Here is a 20,656-nt window from a genome sequence, read left to right as displayed (position 1 = left end):
GTGGGCGCACGCCGAGAAGACCCTCAGCCTGTGGTGGCCGGGGTCGTGAAAGATCGAGGGCGCGGGGAGCGCGGTCTATCGATGCCTTGCTGCCTTGCCGTCTTGCCGTCCTGCCGTCTTGCCGTCTTGCCTGTGGTTGGTGAGGCCCGAATCTGGCGTGCGGCCAGGAGATTCGGGGCGTGGCTGCGCTGATGAAGCGCTGCCTGCTGCTGCCGTGGCTCTGTGGTGCCGCGCTGCAGTGGTGCGTGTGTTGTGGGTGTTGTGGGTGTTGTGGGTGGTGCGTTGGTCTGTGGTGCTCGTGCTCGTGCTCGTACAAGTGCCGGCTGCTGAGCGGCGCTGTCGGCTCGGGCCGATGAACCGTGCTGCCGGACGTTCTCTGCGGTGGTGCCTGCCGGTGGTACCTGTCGGGCTTCCTCACCGGCTGTTCTTGCGGTGGAGCTTTTGCTGCGGAGGGTCTGCCGCGGGTTCTCAAGGGGCCGGCCTTCTCGCCGTCGCCGCTTTCGGCACCGCTGGCGTACTGCTTGCTGTCACTGCTGGTGGAGCTTCGTCTTTGCGTACTGCTGTCGCTACGACTGCGAGTGGAGCGCATTGATCCGTGCCGCGGTCTCGTCGAACTCGTCCCCGGACCCCGTGTCGGTCGGCGGGCGGTGGCGGCAGCTGGGGGAGGAACCGTGGGCCTCGGCGCAGATGCGCTGCTTCATGGTGGGAGGCAGGGACCGTTTGAAGGTCCAGGGTGCACGGACGGCGGTAGGGGCGGGGATGCTCACCGCCGCGTTGCGCGTGCCCTCCGTCTGCTGTACGGGCGTGGCCGCGGCGGCCGGGGAGGTGAGACCCATCGCGGTCAGCACCGCGAAGAAGGCGGTGATGAGGACGGTCCACAGCTTGATGACCTTGTTGGTGGCCATGATCCCTCACTTTCGGGTTGGGCGATTTGCGTACTTTCCTCATGATGTGTATGTGGGCTCCGGAGTGGGGGACCGACGCCCGTGGCGCGTCGATGTTCAGATGAACACCACTCGGATGGGGGTAATCGACCTGCGAGGGAGCTAATCGCGCTGAATGTCACATTCTGCGAAGTGTGATCGGAGCTCCGTGATCCGGTTCGACTGCTTGTCGAGGTGCGGGAGTTGGGCCCGGGTGCAGGTCACCGATCGGTATCGGTCGGTGTGTATAGTCGGGCGCCAGAGGTCCCCTACGTCAAAGAAAGACGAGGTCGCGCGGTGAAGAAGCTTCTCCTGGTCGCACTGGCCGCCATCGGCGGGCTCCTCGTGTACCGCCAGATCCAGGCGGATCGCGCCGAGCAGGATCTGTGGACGGAGGCGACTGACTCCGTGCCCACGGGTTCGTGAGAGTCGACAACAGTCTCTTCAAGGCCCCGATCGCATGAGCGGTCGGGGCTTTGTGCTGTCCGGGGTGGGGCTGGGCGCGAGGCCGCCCGGGTCGACTATTCGCTTGAGTAAATTGTTTGCTTGCTTTGGCGAATGCCAGTGGGGCGCATGAGGCCCTGGCGGCAGGATGGGCGTCCGGCGATGAGTCCATGGCGGGGGCGACGAAGGGGCGCGTGATGAGTCGGCGCGGAGGGCGGCGCCTGATGGGGCGCGTGGTGGGGTGCGGGCCTGGACGGCCGGTGCCGGTGCTCAGGGCGCTGATGTGTGCGGTGGCCGTGCCGGTCGTGGTGGTGACGCTGCCGGGGACCGCGGTGGCGCAGGACGCGGCCCCGTACGTCTTCGCGCAGGGGGCGAAGACGGTCCAGGGCGCGGTGACCGGTACGGATGCGGCGGAGCTCAGGGCCGGGGAGATGTATCGCAGCTCCATCGAGGCGGGGGTGAGGAGCACCGGGCTCGGCAGTGGGTCGGGTGCGAAGGCAGCGGCCGGCACGCGTTATTACCGCGTCGACCTGGACGGCTCCTCCGATACGTATGTGTCGGTGGTGGCGGTGCCGAAGGCCGGGGCGGACGTGAAGGTGGCGTTCAACGACAGCATTTCCGTGACCCTGCAGGATCGGCAGGGCAATCGCTGTGACTCCGAAGTGGCGGCCTTCCGCTCCGCCGAGTACCCGAGGCCGATAGCCGCCACCGCGGAGCGGGTCGTACGCAAGGGCGGCGGACGCTGCCAGGATGCGGGCACATACGACGTGGTCGTCGCGCGCAAGACTGCGCCGGATTCCACGAGGGAGCGCTGGGACCTGGAGCTGAGCGTCTCCTCGGAGCCCGCGCTCACGTCGCCGCCCGCCACCACCGGGCCCGGGGCCTGGTCGTCGGCTTCGCCGCGGCCACCCGCCGGAATCCCTTCCGAACGCCGGGGAGGTACGGGCTTCAACGACGCGCGGAGCCTGCGGCAAGGCGTCTGGAAGGACCGGATCCGCCCGGGGCAGACGCTGTTCTACCGTGTCCCGCTGGACTGGGGACAGCAGCTCTTCACCGAGGCCGAGCTGGGCACGTCGGCGGGGGACGCACAGCGGAAGGGCTTTGTACCGAGCGCACTGAATGTGGCGCTGTACAACCCGGCGCGGACGCCTCTCACCGCGAAGGACGCCTCGTACGCAGGGGAGCCCTCCGTGGCGGCTCTGGACTCCCTGCCTCCGGTCGCCTACGAGAACCGCTATCTGTCGCGCGCGGACGAGGCGGGCGTGCGGTTCGCCGGCTGGTACTACCTGAAGGTCTCGCTCACGCCTGAGATGAAGGGGACCTTCGGGAACAAGGAATCCGGGCTGACACTCCGTCTGACGGTCCATGGGGAGGCGGCGTCCGCGCCGGCGTATGTGCGGGATCCGGGTGCGTTCCAGGTCACGGACGCGGACCGGGCCGCCGCCGAGAACGGCTCGGTGCAGGGCGGTGGCTCATCGTTGCCCTCGGCGGGAGACCAGATCGGCGGTCAGGGCGGCGGTCAGGCGGTGCAGGGCGGGTCCGGTCGGACGAACCGCATGACGGTCGTCGGGATCGCGGGGATCGGCACGGGGTCCGTGCTGGTGCTGGGGCTCGGCGTATGGACGTACGTCGCCCGCCGGCGGGCACCCGCCGGTCGGTAGGCGGGGCGTCAGGCTTTCTCAGGCCTGGGTCAGCGCCCAGATGCCCACCGCGAAACTGACCAGGGCAACGAACAGCACCGGGATCGCCACCTTCGCGGGCGGTCCCGGCCGCCTTATCCGCACCCTCCGATGAGGCGCCGGGTTCGCGGCCGTGCCGCCGGAATCCGGCCGGCCGACGAGTGGAACCTGAACGCTCTGGGCGGTGTACGTAGAGATAGAGGCGGGCTGGGCGGGCGCCGGAGCAGGGCCTGGAGCGGGAGCGGCGTAGAAGCGCTGCGTGGATGCGGGCGTGACCGGGGCGTGAGGGGAGGGCTCATGGGAGTGCGGGCCGGTCGGTGGGGCTGGTGGTGGTGCTTGTGGTGCTGGCAGGTGGGGGCCTGGGTGGGGGGTGTACTCAGGAGCGGTCGTGGGGGTGATCGGCCGCGGTTCCGGCGGGGTGTGCGCGAGTGGCTGTGCGGGTGGCTGCGCGGGAGGGGGCGGCGGCAGGTGGAAGCTGCCCGTCTCGGACATGTTGGTGCCGGACAGGTCGGCACGAGTCCGGGTGGTTCCGGCCGGGGTGGTTCCGGGCGGGGCGGTTTCGGGCGTGACGGTCCCCGACGGGGTGGTCCGGGGCGTGATGCTGCTGCCGCGCATGCCGGTCTGCGGTGTGGTGGATGCCGGCCCTGGGGGCGCGGGCGTGGTGGGCCTCGGAGTGGAGGCTTCTGGCGGTGCGACGTCCGGCACTGCGGGTGCGTACGGCGGGGGCGGTGGTGGCGCCGGTGTCGAGGGCTCCGGGGGGAGCGCCGGCAGGGCCTCTCCTGGCGCCGGTGCGGGCTTGAGGGTCGTGAACCGGCCCGTGGCGCCCTGGTTCCCGTTCGGGGCGTGTACGAGGCCGGGGGCGACCGCCCGGGAAGTCGTCGTCGGGCCGTTCGGGGCGAACCCCGGCGGGAGCGAGCCGAGTTGGTCGAAGACCTCGACCAGTTCGTCGTCGGGTCCGGGCTCGGGAAGCAGTTCGGCGGCGGCCAGGAGGGCCTTGTGCGCCCCTGTCGCGGTACGGAAGCGCGCTACGGGATCAGGCTGCAGCAGACCGGCCACGACGGTCCACAGCGGGCCGGGAATGCCCTGGGGCGCACCAGGGGTGCCGTGGTCGGTGAAGCGCTCGATCAGTGCCCTGGAGTCCGGCCGGGCGCCCTGGAGCAGATACAGAGCGACGAGACCGACGGCGAACAGGTCTGCCGGGAAGTCCGGCTCACCGCCCATCGCCTGTTCGGGGGCGAAGTAGCCGGGCGTTCCCACCACATAGTCGGTCTCGGTGAGCCGGGGCTCGCCCTTGCGCATCGCGATGCCGAAGTCCGAGAGGCGCAGATGAGGCCGGCCGGTGCCGGTCGCCTCCAGAAGAATGTTGGCGGGCTTGATGTCGCGGTGCACGACCCCCTCCGCGTGCACCGCGGTGAGGCCGGCCAGGAGCTGATCCAGGAGGAGACACACGAACGACGGTGGCAGGGGGCCGTAGTCACCGATCAGATGCGCGAGTGAGCCACCGGCGACGAGGTCCATGGTGAACAGGACCTTGTCGTCGTCCGCAGCCCAGCTGGCCGGGGCGAGGACGTGGGGGTGGTCGATCCGCAGTGCCTGTTCACGCACGAAGCGGAGCAGGGTGTGGGCATCGCTCTGCAACAGGACCTTGGCGGCCACGTATCTGCGGCGCCGGTGGTCCCAGGCGCGCCATACGGCGCCTGTTCCCCCGCGACCGATCGGGTCGGCCAGTTCGTAGCGTCCGGCGAAGACCTCACCCATCGTGGTGCGTCGCTCCCCCCTCGGCCGTCACGACGCGTCCGGCCTCTCGGATGGTCCCGCGGCCCAGGGCCGGCCGCGGGACTCGCGGCCGGCCCGTTGTCGCTACCGTTCGGCCGGGATCAGCTCTGGTGCGCCTGATAGTGGGTCACGGCGTCGGAGGTGCGCCCGGCGCCGTAGACCCGTAGGAACTCTGCCAGTTCCGGGTGGCTCGGGGCGAGGGTGTCCGCCGCATCGATGATGTCCCCGGCCGCGGAGACGGAGCGCAGCAGCGACTGGATCTCGCGGACCACACGCTTGACCGTGGGCGCGCCCGAACTGGTGGTTGTCTGAGCGGTGTTGGTGAGCACCGAGCCCCCCTGTGACTTCTTGATCTCGTCCATACGCTCGGTGGCCTCGGCGGCGCTGACGCTTCCGTCGGCGACCTGACCTGCCAGATCCTGGAGCTGCTGGACGCGCTGGACGACGGCCGGGTTACCTATCTTCGCGCGCTGACCGCTCATCAGCTGGGACAGCATGGGCGCGGACAGACCGAGAACCCCCGCGAGCCTGGCCTGATTGAGGCCCAGATCATCGATGAGGCGACGGAAGAGCGCCCCCAGCGGCTCTCCGTACCAGTTTCGCTGGAGCTCCCGGGCTCTTGCGGTAGCTTCCTGCTGTGCGGCGTCCATTGCGTCTCCCCATCGCTTCCCCAAATACGGCGGTTCGCTGCCGCGAACCACGTGGGGCATCTTACGGAGAGTGGTCGTGGACCGGGACCCCCAATCCTTTTGCGAGATCTGGGGGGTGACCCGGTACTCTGGTCTGCGATGCGTACCGGATCGCGCTTCTTCCGGTTCGACGTGTCGTTTTCGGGGCCTTAGCTCAGTTGGTAGAGCGCTGCCTTTGCAAGGCAGATGTCAGGAGTTCGAATCTCCTAGGCTCCACAGGTTCCACGTGAAACACGTGAACGCCGTAGGGCGGGAGACCACTGGTCTCCCGCCCTACGGCGTTACTGATCGTCCGAGGCTCAGTCGCGGTCGTCGCGGTCGGCGGCGTCCGCCTCCGCTTCGGCCTGCTTGGCCTGGACCTCGGGGTCGAGGGCGTTCTGACCGCTGCCGTCCACCGACGACAGGGGCGTGGTGTCCGGAACCTCTGTCGCGGCCGGCGGTTCCACCAGCCAGTCCGGGTTGGCCTGCTTGTCCCACCATCTCCAGGCGGCGTAGGCGCCCCCGGCGACGATGCCGACGATGAGCAGACCCTTGGCGACACGTCCGGCCCGGGCCCGCCGTTCGTGCTTGCGGGCGAGCTTCTTGATCTCCTTCGGTGAGACCTGTCCCCGCAGGGCGGCGATCGCCGCGATACTGCGGGCGGTCGCCTCCTCGCGGACGGGCTGGGCGGCGGCGACGGCCTGCTCGATCCGCGGCTTGGCGTAGACGGCGGCTTGGCGGGCGGCCTTCCGGGTGCGGACGGCTGCCTCCTGCGCGGCCTGGTCGACCTTCGGCGGCACATGGGTGCGGGCCTGTTCGAGATGCGGCGCGAGGTACGTGTCGTACTGGTCGCGGGTCTGTTGCGCAGCCTGCGACATCACGGGCGCGAGCCGTACGCGTGCTTCTTGCGCATACAGTGCGGCCCGGTCCTTGGCCGTCTCGGCGTAGGGCGCCACCACTTCCGCGGCGTGCAGCACGCTGTCCTTCGCCGAGCTGGTGGCGGCGCGCACGCTGTCGATGCGGGTCACGGGATCCTCCTCCTCGGTGGCGTACAGGTTTTCACCTTTCCACCCTTTTTCGGATCATGCCTGCCGGACGGCAATGAGGCATGCGAGGGCGAGCATTCGGGGCACAAGCAGCCGTCGGACGTACCGAGGTACTCCAGGCAATAACTGATCAATACGGTGCAAGACAGGCCTGTGGACGACAATGCCACGGATCGCCGTACGACGCGCCTCCTCGGCGGCGACTCGGCCGGAAATTCTGCGGCTGCCGTCGGGCGACGAGTCTGCGGGGGCGTGCGAGGATCGGGACGTCACAGAAGGCAACGGAAGGCAGATCGTGGCTGAGCAGCTCTACGCCACCTTGAAGACCAACCAAGGCGACATCGAAGTCCGGCTGCTGCCGAACCACGCGCCCAAGACGGTCAAGAACTTCGTCGAGCTCGCTCGCGGCGAGCGGGAGTGGACCAACCCGGAGACGGGCGAGAAGTCCACGGACAAGCTCTACGACGGCACGGTCTTCCACCGGGTGATCAGCGGTTTCATGATCCAGGGCGGTGACCCGCTGGGGAACGGCACGGGCGGCCCCGGCTACCAGTTCGGAGACGAGTTCCACCCCGACCTGGCCTTCGACAAGCCGTACCTGCTGGCCATGGCGAACGCCGGCCCGGGCACCAACGGCTCCCAGTTCTTCATCACGGTGTCGCCGACGGCCTGGCTGACCCGTAAGCACACGATCTTCGGCGAGGTCGTCGACGAGGCCAGCCAGAAGGTCGTGGACACCATCGCGACCACGCAGACGAACCCGCGCACGGACCGCCCGGTCAACGACGTGGTCATCGAGTCCGTCGTCATCGAGACCCGCTGACGCGAACCGGGCCGACGGGAACCAATCCGCCCCGCTCATCCGTAAGGATGGGCGGGGCCATGTGTTGATCGCGCGCGTTTCGTACGAGGGGATTTCCGATGGATCAGGTGCCGGGCAGTCCGCAGGGCCCTCAGGACGCACAGGGTCAGCCCCACTGCTACCGGCATCCCGACCGTGAGACCGGGATCCGCTGCGCCCGCTGCGACAAGCCCATCTGCCCGGACTGCATGGTCAGCGCCTCGGTGGGCTTCCAGTGCCCGGACTGTGTGCGGGGCGGTTCCGGAACGGGGCACGGTCCGGCGGCCAGCCGACCGAGGACCATCACGGGCGGCACGATCGCGGCAGACCCGCGCCTGGTCACGAAGATCCTCATCGGGATCAACGTCGCGGTGTTCATCGCGGTCCACGTGTGGAACCGGCTGCTCTCCGACTTCGTTCTGATCGGGGCGTGGCCTCCCGCGCCCTACGTCCCGAACCAGGGAGTGGCCGGCGGCGAGTGGTATCGCCTGGTGACGTCGATGTTCACGCACCAGGAGGTGTGGCACATCGCGTTCAACATGCTGGGTCTGTGGTGGCTCGGCGGACCGCTGGAGGCGGCGCTCGGCAGGGCCCGTTACATCGCGCTGTACATGGTCTCGGGGCTCGCCGGCAGCGCGCTGACCTACGCGCTCGCGGGGCCGAGCGAACAGTCCCTCGGTGCGTCCGGCGCCGTCTTCGGACTCCTGGGCGCGACCGCGGTGCTGGTGCGGCGCCTCAACTACGACATGCGCCCTGTCATCGGCCTGCTCGCGCTGAACCTGCTCTTCACGTTCACGTGGGGAAACATCGCCTGGCAGGCCCACGTCGGCGGTCTCGTCGCCGGTGTGGTCGTCGGGTACGCGATGGTCCACGCGCCCAGGGCGCACCGCTCGCTGGTGCAGTACGGGACCTGTGCGCTCGTCCTCGCCGTGGTGGTCGTCACTGTGCTTGTGAGGACGTCCCAGCTCACTTGAGCTCGGTCTGTGGCCCACGTTGTCCACAGACGGTGCCGGATCCTGTGCACTCGGTGGGGAACAAGTGTGCCCCTCGTCGCTGACCTGGGTTTCCCCAGCCAGGACAAGGGGCGAACATGTGGGCGAGCTGCGATGCGTCAGTCACACCGGCGTCAACACCCGGTGGGTTATCCACAGATCTTCCGACCTTTTCCCCACTGTGGAAACAGCTGTGGATAACTCAGTGGATAGCTAGGGGCAGAGCTACTTCCACTGCGTGGAAACGCCGAACCCGGCGGCGATGAAGCCGAAGCCCACGACGATGTTCCAGTTGCCGAGCGCATCCAGCGGCAGGGTGCCGTTGGTCACGTAGAAGACGACGATCCAGGCAAGCCCGATCAGGAACATCGCGAGCATCACCGGGGCCACCCAGCCCCGGTTGGTCAGCTTTATATTCGCCGCCTGCTTCGACGCCGGCGGCGGCGTGTAGTCGGCCTTCTTGCGGATACGTGACTTCGGCACGAGGGTCTCTCCTGTCGATGCGCTGCGTGGCCGCGCAGGGAACGTGGGCTGGCTCCGGGCAGCGTACAAGGGGAATCTGGGCGCTCCCCCGGGCGTCCGTTAGCGTAGTGCTTCCGCGGCGCTGAAGGAGATAAGGGTACGTTGAGCAATTCTGCCGACTCCCAGGGTGAGCCCCCCGGCGGGGGCCGCCCCCGTGTGCGCCTGCGACCTGTGCGCCTTCTGACGGTGGCCGTGTTCGCCCTGGCCGGGCTGATCTTCTTCACCAGCTTCAACACCGCCAAGGGCACCAACATCCGCACGGACGCCTCGCTGCTGAAGCTCTCCGATCTCATCCAGGAGCGCAGTCACAAGAACGGCCAGCTCGAGGAGTCCAACGGCGCGATCCGTGACGACGTCGACGCCCTCACCCAGCACGGCGGCGCCGGCACCAAGGCCCAGGACGCCAAACTGTCCGCCCTGGAGAAGGCGTCCGGCACCAAGAAACTGCGCGGGCAGGCCGTATCGGTCACGCTCGCGGACGCCCCGCCGAACGCGACCGCCAAGCTCCCCGGCTACCCCGAACCCCAGCCGAACGACCTGGTCATCCACCAGCAGGACCTCCAGGCCGTCGTGAACGCCCTGTGGAACGGCGGTGCGCAGGGCATCAAGGTCATGGACCAGCGGCTCATCGCCACCAGCGCCGTGCGCTGCGTCGGCAACACCCTGATCCTCCAGGGCCGCGTCTACTCGCCTCCGTACAAGATCACCGCGGTCGGGGACCCGGAGAAGCTGAAGAAGGCTCTCGCCGCCTCGCCCCAGATCCAGAACTACATGCTCTACGTCAACGCCTACGGGCTCGGCTGGAAAGTCGAGGACGACGGGGCGGTGACTCTTCCCGGTTACTCCGGCACAGTGGATCTCCACTACGCGAAGCCCGTGGAGTAGCCGCCTGGGGGAGCCTGTGTCGGTCCGAGTGGTCGTCAGGACATTCAGTGAACTGTGCATCACCGTCGGCGCACTGATCGTCCTGTTCGTCGCCTACGTGCTGTTCTGGACCGGCGTGAAGGCCGACAGCGCCATGGACCACCAGATCGACACCCTCCAGAACCAGTGGTCCCAGGGGTCGGTGGCGGTCGAGCAGCCCAGCCCGAGCCCGTCGCCGGGTCAGAGCCGGAGCGACGACCAGAGCTCCGCCCAGGACCAGGAACAGAGCCTGCCCCAGACCCCGGCCCCCTACAAGGACGGCAAGCCGTTCGCCGTCATGTACATCCCCCGGCTCGGTTTCACGTGGAACAAACCGGTGCTCCAGGGGACGGGCGTGGACATCCTCAAGAAGGGCCTCGGCCACTACGCGGGCACGGCGCAGCTCGGGCAGAAGGGGAACTTCTCCGTCGCCGGCCACCGCCGCACCTACGGCGACCCGTTCAAGGACTTCCCGAAGCTGCGCCCCGGTGACGCGGTCGTCCTCACCGACGGCGCCACCTGGTTCACGTACCGCATCGACACCAAGCCCTACAAGACGCTGCCCAGCGATGTCGCCGTCATCGACCCGGTGCCGCGCAAGTCCGGGTACAAGGAGCCGGGGCGCTATCTGACGCTGACGACGTGCGAGCCGGAGTGGGGTCACAGCCACCGGCTGATCGTCTGGGCGCACCTTGATGCCACCCAGCCCGCAGAGGCCGGGAAACCGGAGGCCCTGCGCCGTTAGTCTGTTGCCGTACGGCGACGGAAGGGACGGCATGTACGGCTGGATCTGGCGGCATCTGCCGGGAAACACGTGGATCAGAGCACTGATCTCGCTACTGCTCGTCCTCGTGGTGGTCTACGTACTGTTCCAGTACGTCTTTCCGTGGGCCGAGCCCCTGCTGCCCTTCAACGATGTGACGGTGAACAACTAGTGGGCGAGCGCAGCCGCAGCCGCATTCTCGTGGTCGACAACTACGACAGCTTCGTCTTCAACCTCGTCCAGTACCTGTACCAGCTGGGCGCGGAGTGCGAAGTGCTGCGTAACGACGAGGTCGAGACGCGGCACGCGCAGGACGGCTTCGACGGCGTACTGCTGTCCCCCGGCCCGGGGACTCCCGAACAGGCCGGTGTCTGCGTCGAGATGGTGCGGCACTGCGCGGCGACCGAGGTGCCCGTCTTCGGCGTCTGTCTCGGCATGCAGTCCATGCAGGTCGCGTACGGCGGCGTCGTGGACCGTGCCCCCGAGCTGCTGCACGGCAAGACGTCCCTGGTGCGCCACGAGGGCAAGGGCGTCTTCGCGGGGCTGCCGAACCCGTTCACGGCGACCCGTTACCACTCGCTCGCCGCCGAACCGGACACGGTCCCCGACGAGCTCGAGGTCACCGCGCGTACCGAGGACGGCATCATCATGGGCCTGCGCCACCGTGAACTGCTCGTCGAGGGCGTGCAGTTCCACCCCGAGTCCGTCCTCACGGAACACGGTCATCTGATGCTGGCCAACTGGCTGGCCGCCTGCGGCGACAAGACCGCGGTGGCACGATCGGCCGGGCTCGCCCCGGTCGTGGGCAGGGCCTCGGCGTGACCGCCCTGCGCCCCGAGCGCGAGGGAGCCTCGTACGAGCAGGAACCGTACGAGGCTGCCGGTGCGTTCGAGGCGGCCGTTCAGAGTCTCGGCGACCCGCTGAACGATCCACTGCCCGGGCAGCACCCCTCGCCCTGGTTCCGCGCCGCGGACGAGTCCGAGGAGCACCAGCCGTACCTTCAACCCCAGTCGTACCCTGAACCCCAGCCGCACGCTCAACAGCCGCTCCAGGCCCAGCCGTCGCCTCAGCCGGAGCAGGAGTGGTACGACCCGCAGGGCTACGCGCAGGACTGGTACGGCGGCGAACAGCACACACCACAGGCTTCACAGACGCCGCAGTCGCAGGTGCAGCAGGCGCCGCAGTCCGCGTACGTGCCGCCCGCCCGCGAGTACGAGGCGAGCCCGCCGCGGCCCGTCCCGGACGACGAGACGGTAGCCCTGCGCACCGCGGACACCCGGCGAACAGTCGAACCCGGCACGGGCGCAGCCGCGTATACCGACGTAGGCACCGACACCGACATCGACACCGCCTCCGAGTCCGACTCCGGCACGCCTGGGCACTCCGCCGTCGCGCCCGTGGTGACCGGTGGCCGGGCCGCGCGCAGGAAGGCCGCCAAGCACGGCGGCAGGCACTCGGCGGCGACCGCGCAGAGTCCGGAGCCCGCCTCCCCGCCGCGCAGCCGCCTGGAAGCGCGCAGGGCCGCGAGGGCGAGCAGGCCCAGCACCGGCGAGGTCGCCAGCCGGGCGATCGGCGAAACGTTCATCACCATCGGCGTGCTGATGCTGCTCTTCGTCACCTACCAGCTGTGGTGGTCGAACATACGGGCCCACCAGCAGGCGGGCAGCGCGGCGCACCACCTTCAGGACGACTGGGCGAACGGCAAGCGCGAGCCGGACAAGTTCGCGCCCGGCCAGGGCTTCGCGATCATGCACATTCCGAAGCTGGACGTCGTCGTGCCCATCGCCGAGGGCATCAGCAAGACGAAGGTCCTGGACCACGGCATGGTCGGCCACTACGGCAAGGACAGCATCCAGACGGCGATGCCGAGTGCCAAGACCGGCAACTTCGCCGTCGCGGGGCACCGCAACACGCACGGGGAGCCGTTCCGCTACATCAACCGGCTTCAGCCGGGCGATCCGATCGTCGTCGAGACGCAGGACACGTACTACGTGTACAAGATGACGAGCATCCTTCCGCAGACCCCGCCGAGCAACACGACCGTCCTGAATCCGATCCCGCAGGGATCCGGGTTCACGGCTCCGGGCCGGTACATCACGCTGACCACGTGCACGCCGGAATTCACCAGTACGTATCGAATGATCGTCTGGGGCAAGATGGTCGAGGAACGGCCGCGCAGCAAGGGGAAGCCGGACGCGCTCGTGCAGTAGCGGGGCGGGCGGCAAGCGGCAAGCAGCAGGTAGTAAGCAGCAGGTAACAGGCGCAGGCACAGGTTCAGGGACAGGGACGGGGCACAAGCAGTGGCAGCGACGACCGACCACGACGAGCGGGCCGGCGAGGCGCCGCCCGCGCCACGACGAGGCCGTGGCCGCATCGCCGGCGCCGTCAGTCTCTTCGGTGAACTCCTCATCACGGTGGGCCTGGTCCTCGGCCTGTTCGTCGCCTACTCGCTGTGGTGGACGAACGTGGTCGCGGACCGCGCCGCGCACAAGCAGGGCGACAAGGTGCGTGACCAGTGGGCCGACCATGGCGGCCCCGGCGCGCTCGACACCAAGAACGGCATCGGCTTCCTGCACGTGCCGTCGATGAAGAACGGTGAGGTGCTCGTCGAGAAGGGCACCTCGTCGAAGATCCTCAACGACGGTGTCGCCGGCTACTACACCGACCCGGTCAAGTCCGCGCTGCCGGCAGCCGCGAAGGGCAACTTCACGCTCGCCGCGCACCGGGACGGGCACGGGGCGAAGTTCCACAACATCGACAAGATCAAGAAGGGTGACCCGATCGTCTTCGAGTCGAAGGACAAGTGGTACGTCTACAAGGTGTACGACATCCTCCCCCAGACGTCGAAGTACAACGTGAAGGTCCTCGCCCCGGTCCCCAAGGAGTCGGGCGTGAAGAAGCCCGGCCGCTACATCACGCTGACGACGTGCACACCCGTCTACACGTCCATGTACCGCTATGTGGTGTGGGGCGAACTGGAGCGGATCGACAAGGTGGACAGCGATCGGACGCCTCCGCCGGAGCTGCGCTGACGACGATGCCTTCGCCGGAGCTGAGCTGAGCTGACGACGATGCCTCCGCCGGAGCTGAGCTGATGACGACGCCCCCGCAGGAGCTGCGCGGACGGCGCCACCGGCACAGGTGAGCGACCCGCACGTGAGCTCTCTTGCGCGCCCAAGCGCCCCGTTCGTAAGAACCTCCGCACGTAGAAGCCTCGAATCACCACCCGAAGAGCTCGCGCGTAGAACTCCGCATCACCTCTTGAAGACCCCGAGCGTAGAACCCCCGAATCCACACCCCCCGAAGAGCCCGCACGAAAGAACCCCGGCACCGCGTCTGCGGTACCGGGGTTCTCTCATGACGGGCGTCAATGACGGGCGTCAATGACGGGCGTCAATGACGGGCGGGCGCCTAGTGGCCGGTGACGCCTCCGAAGATCCCGCCGCCGCCGTTGTCGTTCCCGCCGTTGTTCTGGCCGGACGGGGTGGTGAGCAGGGTGACCGTGTCGCCCTTGTTCACCGGCGAGTTGGGGCCGGGCTGGCTGGTCACGACCGTGGAGTTCGGGTCGTTGGGCGAGCCGGGCGCCAGAGCCGGGACGAGACCGAGGTCCGTCAGCTGCTTCTGTACGTCCTTCAGCTTCTTGCCGGCGATGTCACCGGGCACCGTGATCTGCTGGGCCGCCTTGGCGACCTTCAGGGCAACCGTGGAGCCGGGCTCGGCCTGGGAGTTGGCGGCGAGGCTCTGCGAGAACACCTTGCCGGCCTCGACCGACGCGTTCTCCTCCTCGGTGCACGTGCCCTTGAGGTCGTTGTCGGCCAGCTGCGCCTTCGCCTCTTCGCACGTCTTGTTGGAGACGTCCGGCACGGTGGAGAGCTTCTTCTCCTTGGCGACAGTCAGGGTGATGGTGCTCCCCTTCTGTACTTCCTTGCCGGGGGTCGGGTCCTGGTCGAGGACCGTGCCCGGGTCGGCGCTGGACTCCTTCGACTTGGTCTCGACGACGAACTGGTAGTCGTTGCCCTCGAGCTTGGCCGTCGCGTCGTCGACGTTGTCGTCGATGACGTTCGGCACCGCGACCTTCGGCGCACCGGTCGACACCGTCACCGTGATGGTGTCGCCCTTCTTGACGTCGGTCCCCGCGGCAGGGTTCTGCGTGCAGATCTGGCCCCTGGGGAACTTGTCGCAGGGCTCCTTCTTCGAGGCGTCCAGCTTGAGGTGCGTGTTGTTGGCGGCGAGCCGGGCCTCGGGGACCGTCTTGCCGACGAACTTCGGAGCCGCGAACGGATCGTTGCTCGCGCCGCTCCCGTCCATGAAGAACTTCCCGATCAGGATCGCGCCGATCAGCACGAGGACGCCCGCGAGGACGAGCAGGATCGTCGACGTGCGGTTCTTGCTCTGGTTCTGACGGCGCCGGTCGGGGCGGTCGTCGTAGCCGTAGCCGCCGTCGTCCGGATTGACCGGCGGCAGCATCGACGTCTGGCCGCCGCCGTTCTGCGGGTGCAGCATCGCGGTCTGCTGGTCGTCCGGGTGGCCGCCGTAGCCGACGGCGCCCATCGCCGCGGTCGCCGCGACCGGCTGTCCGTCGAGGCACGCCTCTATGTCGGCACGCATCTCGTCCGCGGACTGGTAGCGGTAGTCCGGGTCCTTGGTGAGGGCCTTGAGGACGATCGCGTCCATCTCGGGCGTGATCTCGGAGTCGAAGACGCTCGGAGGCTGCGGCTCCTCGCGCACGTGCTGGTACGCGACGGCGACCGGGGAGTCGCCCACGAAGGGCGGCCGTACGGTCAGCAGCTCGTAGAGGAGACAGCCGGTCGAGTAGAGGTCGGACCGCGCGTCGACCTGCTCGCCCTTGGCCTGCTCCGGGGAGAGGTACTGGGCGGTGCCGATCACGGCCGACGTCTGCGTCATCGTCATGCCGGAGTCGCCCATGGCGCGGGCGATGCCGAAGTCCATCACCTTGACCTGGCCGGTCCGCGTCAGCATGACGTTGGCCGGCTTGATGTCACGGTGGACGATGCCCGCGCGGTGCGAGTACTCGAGTGCCTGGAGGATGCCGATCGTCATCTCCATGGCACGCTCGGGCAGCAGCTTGCGCCCGGAGTGCAGCAGCTCACGCAGCGTGGATCCGTCGACGTACTCCATCACGATGTACGGGATGGAGGTCCCGTCGATGTAGTCCTCACCGGTGTCGTACACGGCGACGATCGCGGGATGGTTGAGCGAGGCGGCCGACTGGGCCTCCCGGCGGAACCGGGCCTGGAACGACGGGTCGCGCGCGAGGTCGGCGCGTAGCGTCTTCACTGCCACGGTGCGGCCGAGCCGGGTGTCATGGGCGAGATAGACCTCCGCCATGCCACCACGGCCGAGCACCTGGCCCAGCTCGTACCGGCCGCCGAGGCGACGCGGCTCTTCCATGGTTACCTACCAGCCCTCTCCGTCGGTCCCGACCGTCACCCGTGCGGGGTCGGGCGGTGTGCTGTCCGGGCATACCGTACCCGGCCTGTCGTGCCTGACCTGCCCGAGACCGTCACCCGATACAGGACCGGTATCGCAACGTGCACCGATGTGAAGAACACGTGACCGGACTCACTTCTTGCTGTTGAGCACCGCTTCCATCACGCTCTTGGCGATCGGCGCGGCCAGACCGCCACCGGAGATGTCGTCTCGGTTCGCGCTGCCGTCCTCGACGACCACGGCCACGGCGACCGGCGAGCTGCCGTCCTTGGCCTTCACGTACGAGAGGAACCAGGCGTAAGGCTTCTCACTGTTGTTGAGGCCGTGCTGGGCGGTACCCGTCTTGCCGCCGACCGTGTAGCCGGGGATCTGCGCGTTCGTGCCGGTGCCCTCGCTGACGACCGTCTCCATCATCGACTGAAGGATCTGGGCGTTCTTCTCCGACAGCGGCCGGCTCATCTCCTTCGGCGTGTGCTGCTCGATGGTGTCGAGGTTCGGCGCCTGGAGCTCGCTGACCATGTACGGCTCCATGAGAGAGCCGCCGTTGGCGACCGCGGAGGCCACCATGGCCATCTGCAGGGGCGTGGCCGCGGTGTTGTACTGGCCGATCGAGGACAGCGCCGTCTGCGACTTGTTCATTTCCTTGGAGAACACGGACGCGTTCGAACGGACCGGGGTGAACTGCTGCTTGTTGAAGCCGAACTTCTCCGCGGTCTCCAGCATCTTGTCGTTGCCGAGGTCGGCGCCGATCTTGCCGAAGACGGTGTTGCAGGAGTAGCGCAGCGCCACGCGCAGCGTCGCGTCCTTGCAGGGGATGTTGCCCTCGTTCTTCAGCGGCGTCGTGGTGCCGGGCATGATCCACGGCAGCGGTGTGTCGGTCTTCGTGTCGGGGTTCGTGTAGAGCCCGTGCTCCAGCGCGGCCGCCGCCGTCACGATCTTGAAGGTCGAGCCGGGCGGGTACGTCTCGCGCAGCGCGCGGTTCGTGAGCGGCTTGTCCTTGTTCTTGTCGAGCTTGCCGAACGTGTTGCCGTCCTTCTGGAGGATCCCGGCGAACGACGACGGGTCGTACGACGGCGTCGACGCCATCGCGAGGATCGCACCGGTCTTCGGGTCGATCGCGACGGCGGCGCCCTTGCCCCGGTTCTTCAGACCGTCGTACGCGGCCTTCTGCGCCGCGGCGTTGAGGGTGGTGACGACGTTGCCACCCTCCTTCTTCTTGCCGGTGATCATGTCGAGGGTGCGGCGGAAGAACAGCCGGTCGTCGTTGCCGGTGAGGATGCCGTCCTCGATCGACTCGATCTGGGTCGCGCCGACCAGCTGCGAGGCGTACCCGGTGACGGGCGACCACATGGGCCCGTCCTTCCAGGTCCGCTTGTACTTGAGGTCGGTGCCGTCCGTCGCCACGGACCCCGTGATCGACTTGCCGTCGACGATGATGTCGCCGCGCGGCTGCGCGTACCGCTCGATGGCGACGCGCGGGTTCTGCTTGTCGGACTGGAGCTTGTCGGCCTGGGCGTACTGGAGCCAGTTGTCGCGGATCAGCAGGGCGAGGACGAGGAGCCCGCAGAAGATCGCGATCCGGCGCAGGGGCTTGTTCACGGTCGGACCACCTGGGTCATCTCGGCGTCGGGGCTGGGAGCGGGGGCCGGCGCCGGGCGGCGCGCGGTGTCGCTGATACGGATCAGGATCCCGATCAGCGCCCAGTTCGCGATCACGGAGGAACCGCCGTACGCGAGGAACGGCATGGTCATACCGGTCAGCGGGATGAGACCCATGACACCACCGGCGACGACGAACACCTGGATCGCGAACGCGCCGGACAGACCGGCCGCGAGCAGCTTGCCGAACGGGTCACGGGCCGCGAGCGCCGTGCGCAGACCGCGCTCGGCGATCAGCCCGTACATCAGCAGGATCGCCATGATGCCCGCGAGGCCGAGCTCCTCGCCGAACGTGGCGAGGACGAAGTCGGAGTTCGCGGCGAACTTGATCAGGTCGGAGTGGCCCTGGCCGAGACCCGTACCGAGCACACCACCGGAGCCGAACGCCCACAGGGCCTGCATCGCCTGCTCGGAGTGACCGGCGACGCCCTGCCTGCTCAGCAGGTACTCGTGCATCGGGTCGAGCCACGCCTGGACACGGCTCTGCACGTGCGGCTCGAACGAGGCGACACCGACCGCGCCGACCGCCGACATCAGCAGACCGAACACGATCCAGCTGGTGCGCTCCGTGGCGACGTACAGCATCACGACGAACATGCCGAAGAACAGCAGCGACGTACCGAGGTCCGTCTCGAAGACCAGGATCAGGATCGACATCACCCAGACGACGATGATCGGTCCGAGGTCACGGCCGCGCGGCAGGTACAGGCCCATGAAACGTCGGCTGGCCAGCGCGAGCGCGTCCCGCTTCACCATCAGATAGCCCGCGAAGAACACCGCGATGACGATCTTCGCGAACTCACCGGGCTGGATGGAGAACCCGCCGATGCTGATCCAGATCTTCGCGCCGAACACGTTCATACCGAGACCCGGCACGAGCGGCAGCAGCAGCAGGATCAGCGCGCCCACCATCGAGATGTACGTGTAGCGCTGCAGGATGCGGTGGTCCTTGAGCAGCATGAGCACGCCCACGAACAGGGCGATGCCGATCGCGGAGTACATCAGCTGGTTCGGCGCGTCCGGGCTGAACGACCCGTACGACGACTTTGCCAGCTGCTGCAGGCGCTCCGACTGGTCCAGGCGCCAGATGATGACCAGACCCATGCCGTTGAGCAGAGTCGCGATCGGCAGGAGCAGCGGATCGGCGTACGGCGCGAACCGGCGTACGACGATGTGCGCGACGCCCGCGAGCAGGCCGAGGCCCAGGCCGTAGCCCAGGAGCCCGGCGGGCAGCGAGCCGTCGATCGCCAGGCCCACGTTCGCGTACGCGAAAACGGGGATGACGACGGCGAACGCGAGGAGCGCGAGCTCGGTGTTGCGCCGGCTCGGCGCACCGATCGCGCCGATGGTCGACGTGTGTGTAGTGCTACTGCTCATGGCGTGCAAAGGCCCCCAACGGCTGCTTACTGCTTACCGCACAGCGGGACCAGCTTCTGCTCATCCTCCGAGAGGCTGGGGCCAGGTGTGGGCGTCGGTGCGGTCTTGGACTTGGCCGTTCCGGACGGCGTGGGTGTCGGACTCGGCGCTGTCTTCGCCGAAGCGCGTGACGTGGTGAAAGACGTCTTGGTGGCGCTTGTGGTGCCACCCGCCTCGCCCTCGCCGGTCTTCGCGTTCTGCTCGTTCTCCGCCTGACGGCGCTCGGCGTCCTTCTTGCAGGCCGAGGCCTGCAGCGACAGCTCGCCGATCTTGTCCTTGGCGTCACCGAAGCTGCCCTCGGTGATCGTCGCCTCGACCTGCTTGCGCTGGTACGGCGGCAGGTACTTGAGTTCGATCTCGGGGTGGTCCGTCTCGACCTTCGACAGACTCACCCACGCCAGGTCCTGGCTGATGCCGCGGTACAGCGCGACATGCGACTCGTTCGAACCGACGTAGTACTGCGTCTGCGTCCAGCGGTAGCCGCCGTACAGGCCACCGCCCACGACGGCCAGCGCCAGGACGATGAAGAAGGATCTCTTGAGCCACTTACGGCCGCGCCGCGGCTTGACGAAGTCGTCGTCCCCGTACGAGCCGAAGCTTCCCTCAGGAGCGTAACCGGCCGGGTCGCCGCTGCCGGGCGGGCCGAACTCGCCACCGCCGCCCTGCCCGGGAACCTGCCTGCCCGACCCGCGGCCGAGCTCCGACGCACGGCCCGCGGGGGTCTGCATCGCGCCGCCGTCGTGCAGCTGGTGCTGCTGGTTCTCGGCGACCGCGCCCACGATGACCGGGGCGTCGGACAGCTGACCGGCGAGCGTGTCACCGCTGTCGATGTCCAGGACGTCCGCCACGATCACCGTGATGTTGTCCGGGCCACCGCCGCGCAGCGCCAGCTGGATCAGGTCCTGCACGGTCTCCTGCGGGCCCTGGTAGCTGGCGAGGGTCTCCTCCATCGTCTGGTGGGAGACCACGCCGGACAGGCCGTCGGAGCAGATCAAATAACGGTCACCGGCCCGCACCTCACGGATGGAGAGGTCGGGCTCGACGTGATCACCGCTGCCCAGCGCGCGCATGAGGAGGGACCTCTGCGGGTGAGTGGTGGCTTCCTCTTCCGTGATGCGGCCCTCGTCGACGAGGCGCTGCACCCAGGTGTGGTCCTGTGTGATCTGCGTCAGCACACCGTCGCGCAGCAGATACGCGCGCGAGTCGCCGACGTGCACGAGGCCGAGACGCTGCCCCGTCCACAGCAGAGCGGTCAGGGTCGTCCCCATGCCTTCCAGCTGGGGGTCCTCCTCGACCATCATCCGCAGCTGGTCGTTGGCCCGCTGCACTGCCGTGCCGAGCGAGGTGAGGATGTCGGAACCGGGAACGTCGTCGTCGAGCGCGACGATCGTGGAGATCACCTCCGACGAGGCGACCTCACCGGCGGCCTGACCCCCCATGCCGTCGGCGATCGCGAGGAGACGCGGACCGGCGTAGCCCGAGTCCTCGTTCCCCTCGCGGATCATGCCTTTGTGCGATCCGGCGGCGAAGCGCAGTGACAGACTCATGCGCACCTCGCCCGTCGGCTCCGGGTA

General features: G+C 68.3%; 19 protein-coding genes and 1 tRNA gene. 11 read left to right on the top strand and 9 right to left on the bottom strand.

Annotated elements, in window-relative coordinates:
• Window positions 1–566 precede the first annotated feature (566 nt).
• On the bottom strand, window positions 567–905 hold the full coding sequence (locus tag ACFC96_RS16350) for a DUF6344 domain-containing protein (protein ID WP_376255378.1): 339 nt from the start codon (window positions 903–905) through the stop codon (window positions 567–569).
• 315 nt (window positions 906–1,220) lie between these two features.
• Here ACFC96_RS16350 and ACFC96_RS16345 point away from each other — a divergent pair, with 315 nt between their 5' ends.
• Entirely contained in the window at window positions 1,221–1,349 is a 129-nt protein-coding gene (locus ACFC96_RS16345) for a DLW-39 family protein (RefSeq protein WP_003999697.1), read from the top strand.
• Window positions 1,350–1,627: 278 nt separating this feature from the next.
• Window positions 1,628–3,028 (top strand): hypothetical protein, encoded by a 1,401-nt coding sequence (locus ACFC96_RS16340; RefSeq protein ID WP_376612816.1) that lies wholly within the window; start codon window positions 1,628–1,630, stop codon window positions 3,026–3,028.
• 18 nt (window positions 3,029–3,046) lie between these two features.
• On the opposite strand, the gene ACFC96_RS16335 is transcribed toward ACFC96_RS16340, so the two are convergent.
• Both ACFC96_RS16335 and ACFC96_RS16330 read right to left on the bottom strand, forming a co-directional pair.
• The gene (locus tag ACFC96_RS16335) at window positions 3,047–4,804 is read right to left on the bottom strand and encodes a serine/threonine-protein kinase (protein ID WP_376612814.1); all 1,758 of its coding nucleotides are present in this window, start codon (window positions 4,802–4,804) and stop codon (window positions 3,047–3,049) included.
• A gap of 119 nt (window positions 4,805–4,923) precedes the next feature.
• Window positions 4,924–5,472, bottom strand: coding sequence for a helix-turn-helix domain-containing protein (locus ACFC96_RS16330; protein ID WP_376255384.1), 549 nt, complete (start codon window positions 5,470–5,472; stop codon window positions 4,924–4,926).
• A 182-nt stretch (window positions 5,473–5,654) separates the two neighbouring features.
• Here ACFC96_RS16330 and ACFC96_RS16325 point away from each other — a divergent pair.
• A tRNA-Ala gene (locus tag ACFC96_RS16325) sits at window positions 5,655–5,727 on the top strand.
• Window positions 5,728–5,810: 83 nt separating this feature from the next.
• On the opposite strand, the gene ACFC96_RS16320 is transcribed toward ACFC96_RS16325, so the two are convergent.
• Entirely contained in the window at window positions 5,811–6,518 is a 708-nt protein-coding gene (locus tag ACFC96_RS16320) for a DUF5324 family protein (protein WP_376255386.1), read from the bottom strand.
• A gap of 313 nt (window positions 6,519–6,831) precedes the next feature.
• On the opposite strand from ACFC96_RS16320, the gene ACFC96_RS16315 reads away from it, so the two are divergent.
• Complete coding sequence (locus ACFC96_RS16315) at window positions 6,832–7,359, top strand: peptidylprolyl isomerase (protein ID WP_376255388.1); 528 nt, start codon at window positions 6,832–6,834, stop codon at window positions 7,357–7,359.
• A 98-nt stretch (window positions 7,360–7,457) separates the two neighbouring features.
• The gene (locus tag ACFC96_RS16310) at window positions 7,458–8,351 is read left to right on the top strand and encodes a rhomboid family intramembrane serine protease (RefSeq protein ID WP_376255389.1); all 894 of its coding nucleotides are present in this window, start codon (window positions 7,458–7,460) and stop codon (window positions 8,349–8,351) included.
• Between the two features lie 243 nt (window positions 8,352–8,594).
• Here ACFC96_RS16310 and crgA read toward each other — a convergent pair whose 3' ends face one another.
• A complete protein-coding gene (gene crgA / locus ACFC96_RS16305) occupies window positions 8,595–8,852 on the bottom strand; it encodes a cell division protein CrgA (RefSeq protein WP_116512061.1) in 258 nt (85 codons plus the stop codon).
• A 141-nt stretch (window positions 8,853–8,993) separates the two neighbouring features.
• On the opposite strand from crgA, the gene ACFC96_RS16300 reads away from it, so the two are divergent.
• From ACFC96_RS16300 to ACFC96_RS16275, 6 genes are all read left to right on the top strand, one after another.
• Window positions 8,994–9,776: a DUF881 domain-containing protein gene (locus ACFC96_RS16300; protein ID WP_376612812.1), complete on the top strand. Its 783-nt coding sequence runs from the start codon at window positions 8,994–8,996 to the stop codon at window positions 9,774–9,776.
• Between the two features lie 16 nt (window positions 9,777–9,792).
• Complete coding sequence (locus ACFC96_RS16295) at window positions 9,793–10,539, top strand: class E sortase (RefSeq protein ID WP_376612811.1); 747 nt, start codon at window positions 9,793–9,795, stop codon at window positions 10,537–10,539.
• Window positions 10,540–10,570: 31 nt separating this feature from the next.
• The gene (locus ACFC96_RS16290) at window positions 10,571–10,729 is read left to right on the top strand and encodes a hypothetical protein (RefSeq protein ID WP_127827559.1); all 159 of its coding nucleotides are present in this window, start codon (window positions 10,571–10,573) and stop codon (window positions 10,727–10,729) included.
• A complete protein-coding gene (locus ACFC96_RS16285; protein ID WP_376255395.1) occupies window positions 10,729–11,379 on the top strand; it encodes an aminodeoxychorismate/anthranilate synthase component II in 651 nt (216 codons plus the stop codon). The genes ACFC96_RS16290 and ACFC96_RS16285 overlap by 1 nt, the downstream gene beginning before the upstream one ends.
• Window positions 11,376–12,767: a class E sortase gene (locus ACFC96_RS16280; protein ID WP_376612809.1), complete on the top strand. Its 1,392-nt coding sequence runs from the start codon at window positions 11,376–11,378 to the stop codon at window positions 12,765–12,767. The genes ACFC96_RS16285 and ACFC96_RS16280 overlap by 4 nt, the downstream gene beginning before the upstream one ends.
• A 90-nt stretch (window positions 12,768–12,857) precedes the next feature.
• Complete coding sequence (locus tag ACFC96_RS16275; protein WP_376255399.1) at window positions 12,858–13,589, top strand: class E sortase; 732 nt, start codon at window positions 12,858–12,860, stop codon at window positions 13,587–13,589.
• 379 nt (window positions 13,590–13,968) lie between these two features.
• Here the strand turns inward: ACFC96_RS16275 and pknB are convergent, their stop codons facing one another.
• The 4 genes from pknB to ACFC96_RS16255 all read right to left on the bottom strand — a co-directional run bounded on the left by pknB (window position 13,969) and on the right by ACFC96_RS16255 (window position 20,629).
• Window positions 13,969–15,969 (bottom strand): Stk1 family PASTA domain-containing Ser/Thr kinase, encoded by a 2,001-nt coding sequence (pknB, locus tag ACFC96_RS16270; RefSeq protein WP_376612807.1) that lies wholly within the window; start codon window positions 15,967–15,969, stop codon window positions 13,969–13,971.
• A gap of 171 nt (window positions 15,970–16,140) precedes the next feature.
• Window positions 16,141–17,607 carry a peptidoglycan D,D-transpeptidase FtsI family protein gene (locus tag ACFC96_RS16265; protein WP_376612805.1) on the bottom strand — a complete coding sequence of 489 codons (1,467 nt, stop codon included), beginning with the start codon at window positions 17,605–17,607 and terminating at the stop codon, window positions 16,141–16,143.
• Complete coding sequence (locus ACFC96_RS16260; RefSeq protein ID WP_376255405.1) at window positions 17,604–19,043, bottom strand: FtsW/RodA/SpoVE family cell cycle protein; 1,440 nt, start codon at window positions 19,041–19,043, stop codon at window positions 17,604–17,606. Before ACFC96_RS16260 ends, ACFC96_RS16265 begins: the two co-directional genes overlap by 4 nt.
• 26 nt (window positions 19,044–19,069) lie before the next feature.
• On the bottom strand, window positions 19,070–20,629 hold the full coding sequence (locus ACFC96_RS16255) for a Stp1/IreP family PP2C-type Ser/Thr phosphatase (protein WP_376612803.1): 1,560 nt from the start codon (window positions 20,627–20,629) through the stop codon (window positions 19,070–19,072).
• Window positions 20,630–20,656: the final 27 nt, after the last annotated feature.

It is taken from the genome of Streptomyces sp. NPDC055955 (assembly GCF_042270245.1).
GTDB lineage: Bacteria > Actinomycetota > Actinomycetes > Streptomycetales > Streptomycetaceae > Streptomyces.
Note: the sequence above shows the minus strand (reverse complement) of the source record. Positions and strands in the feature narration are given on the sequence as shown.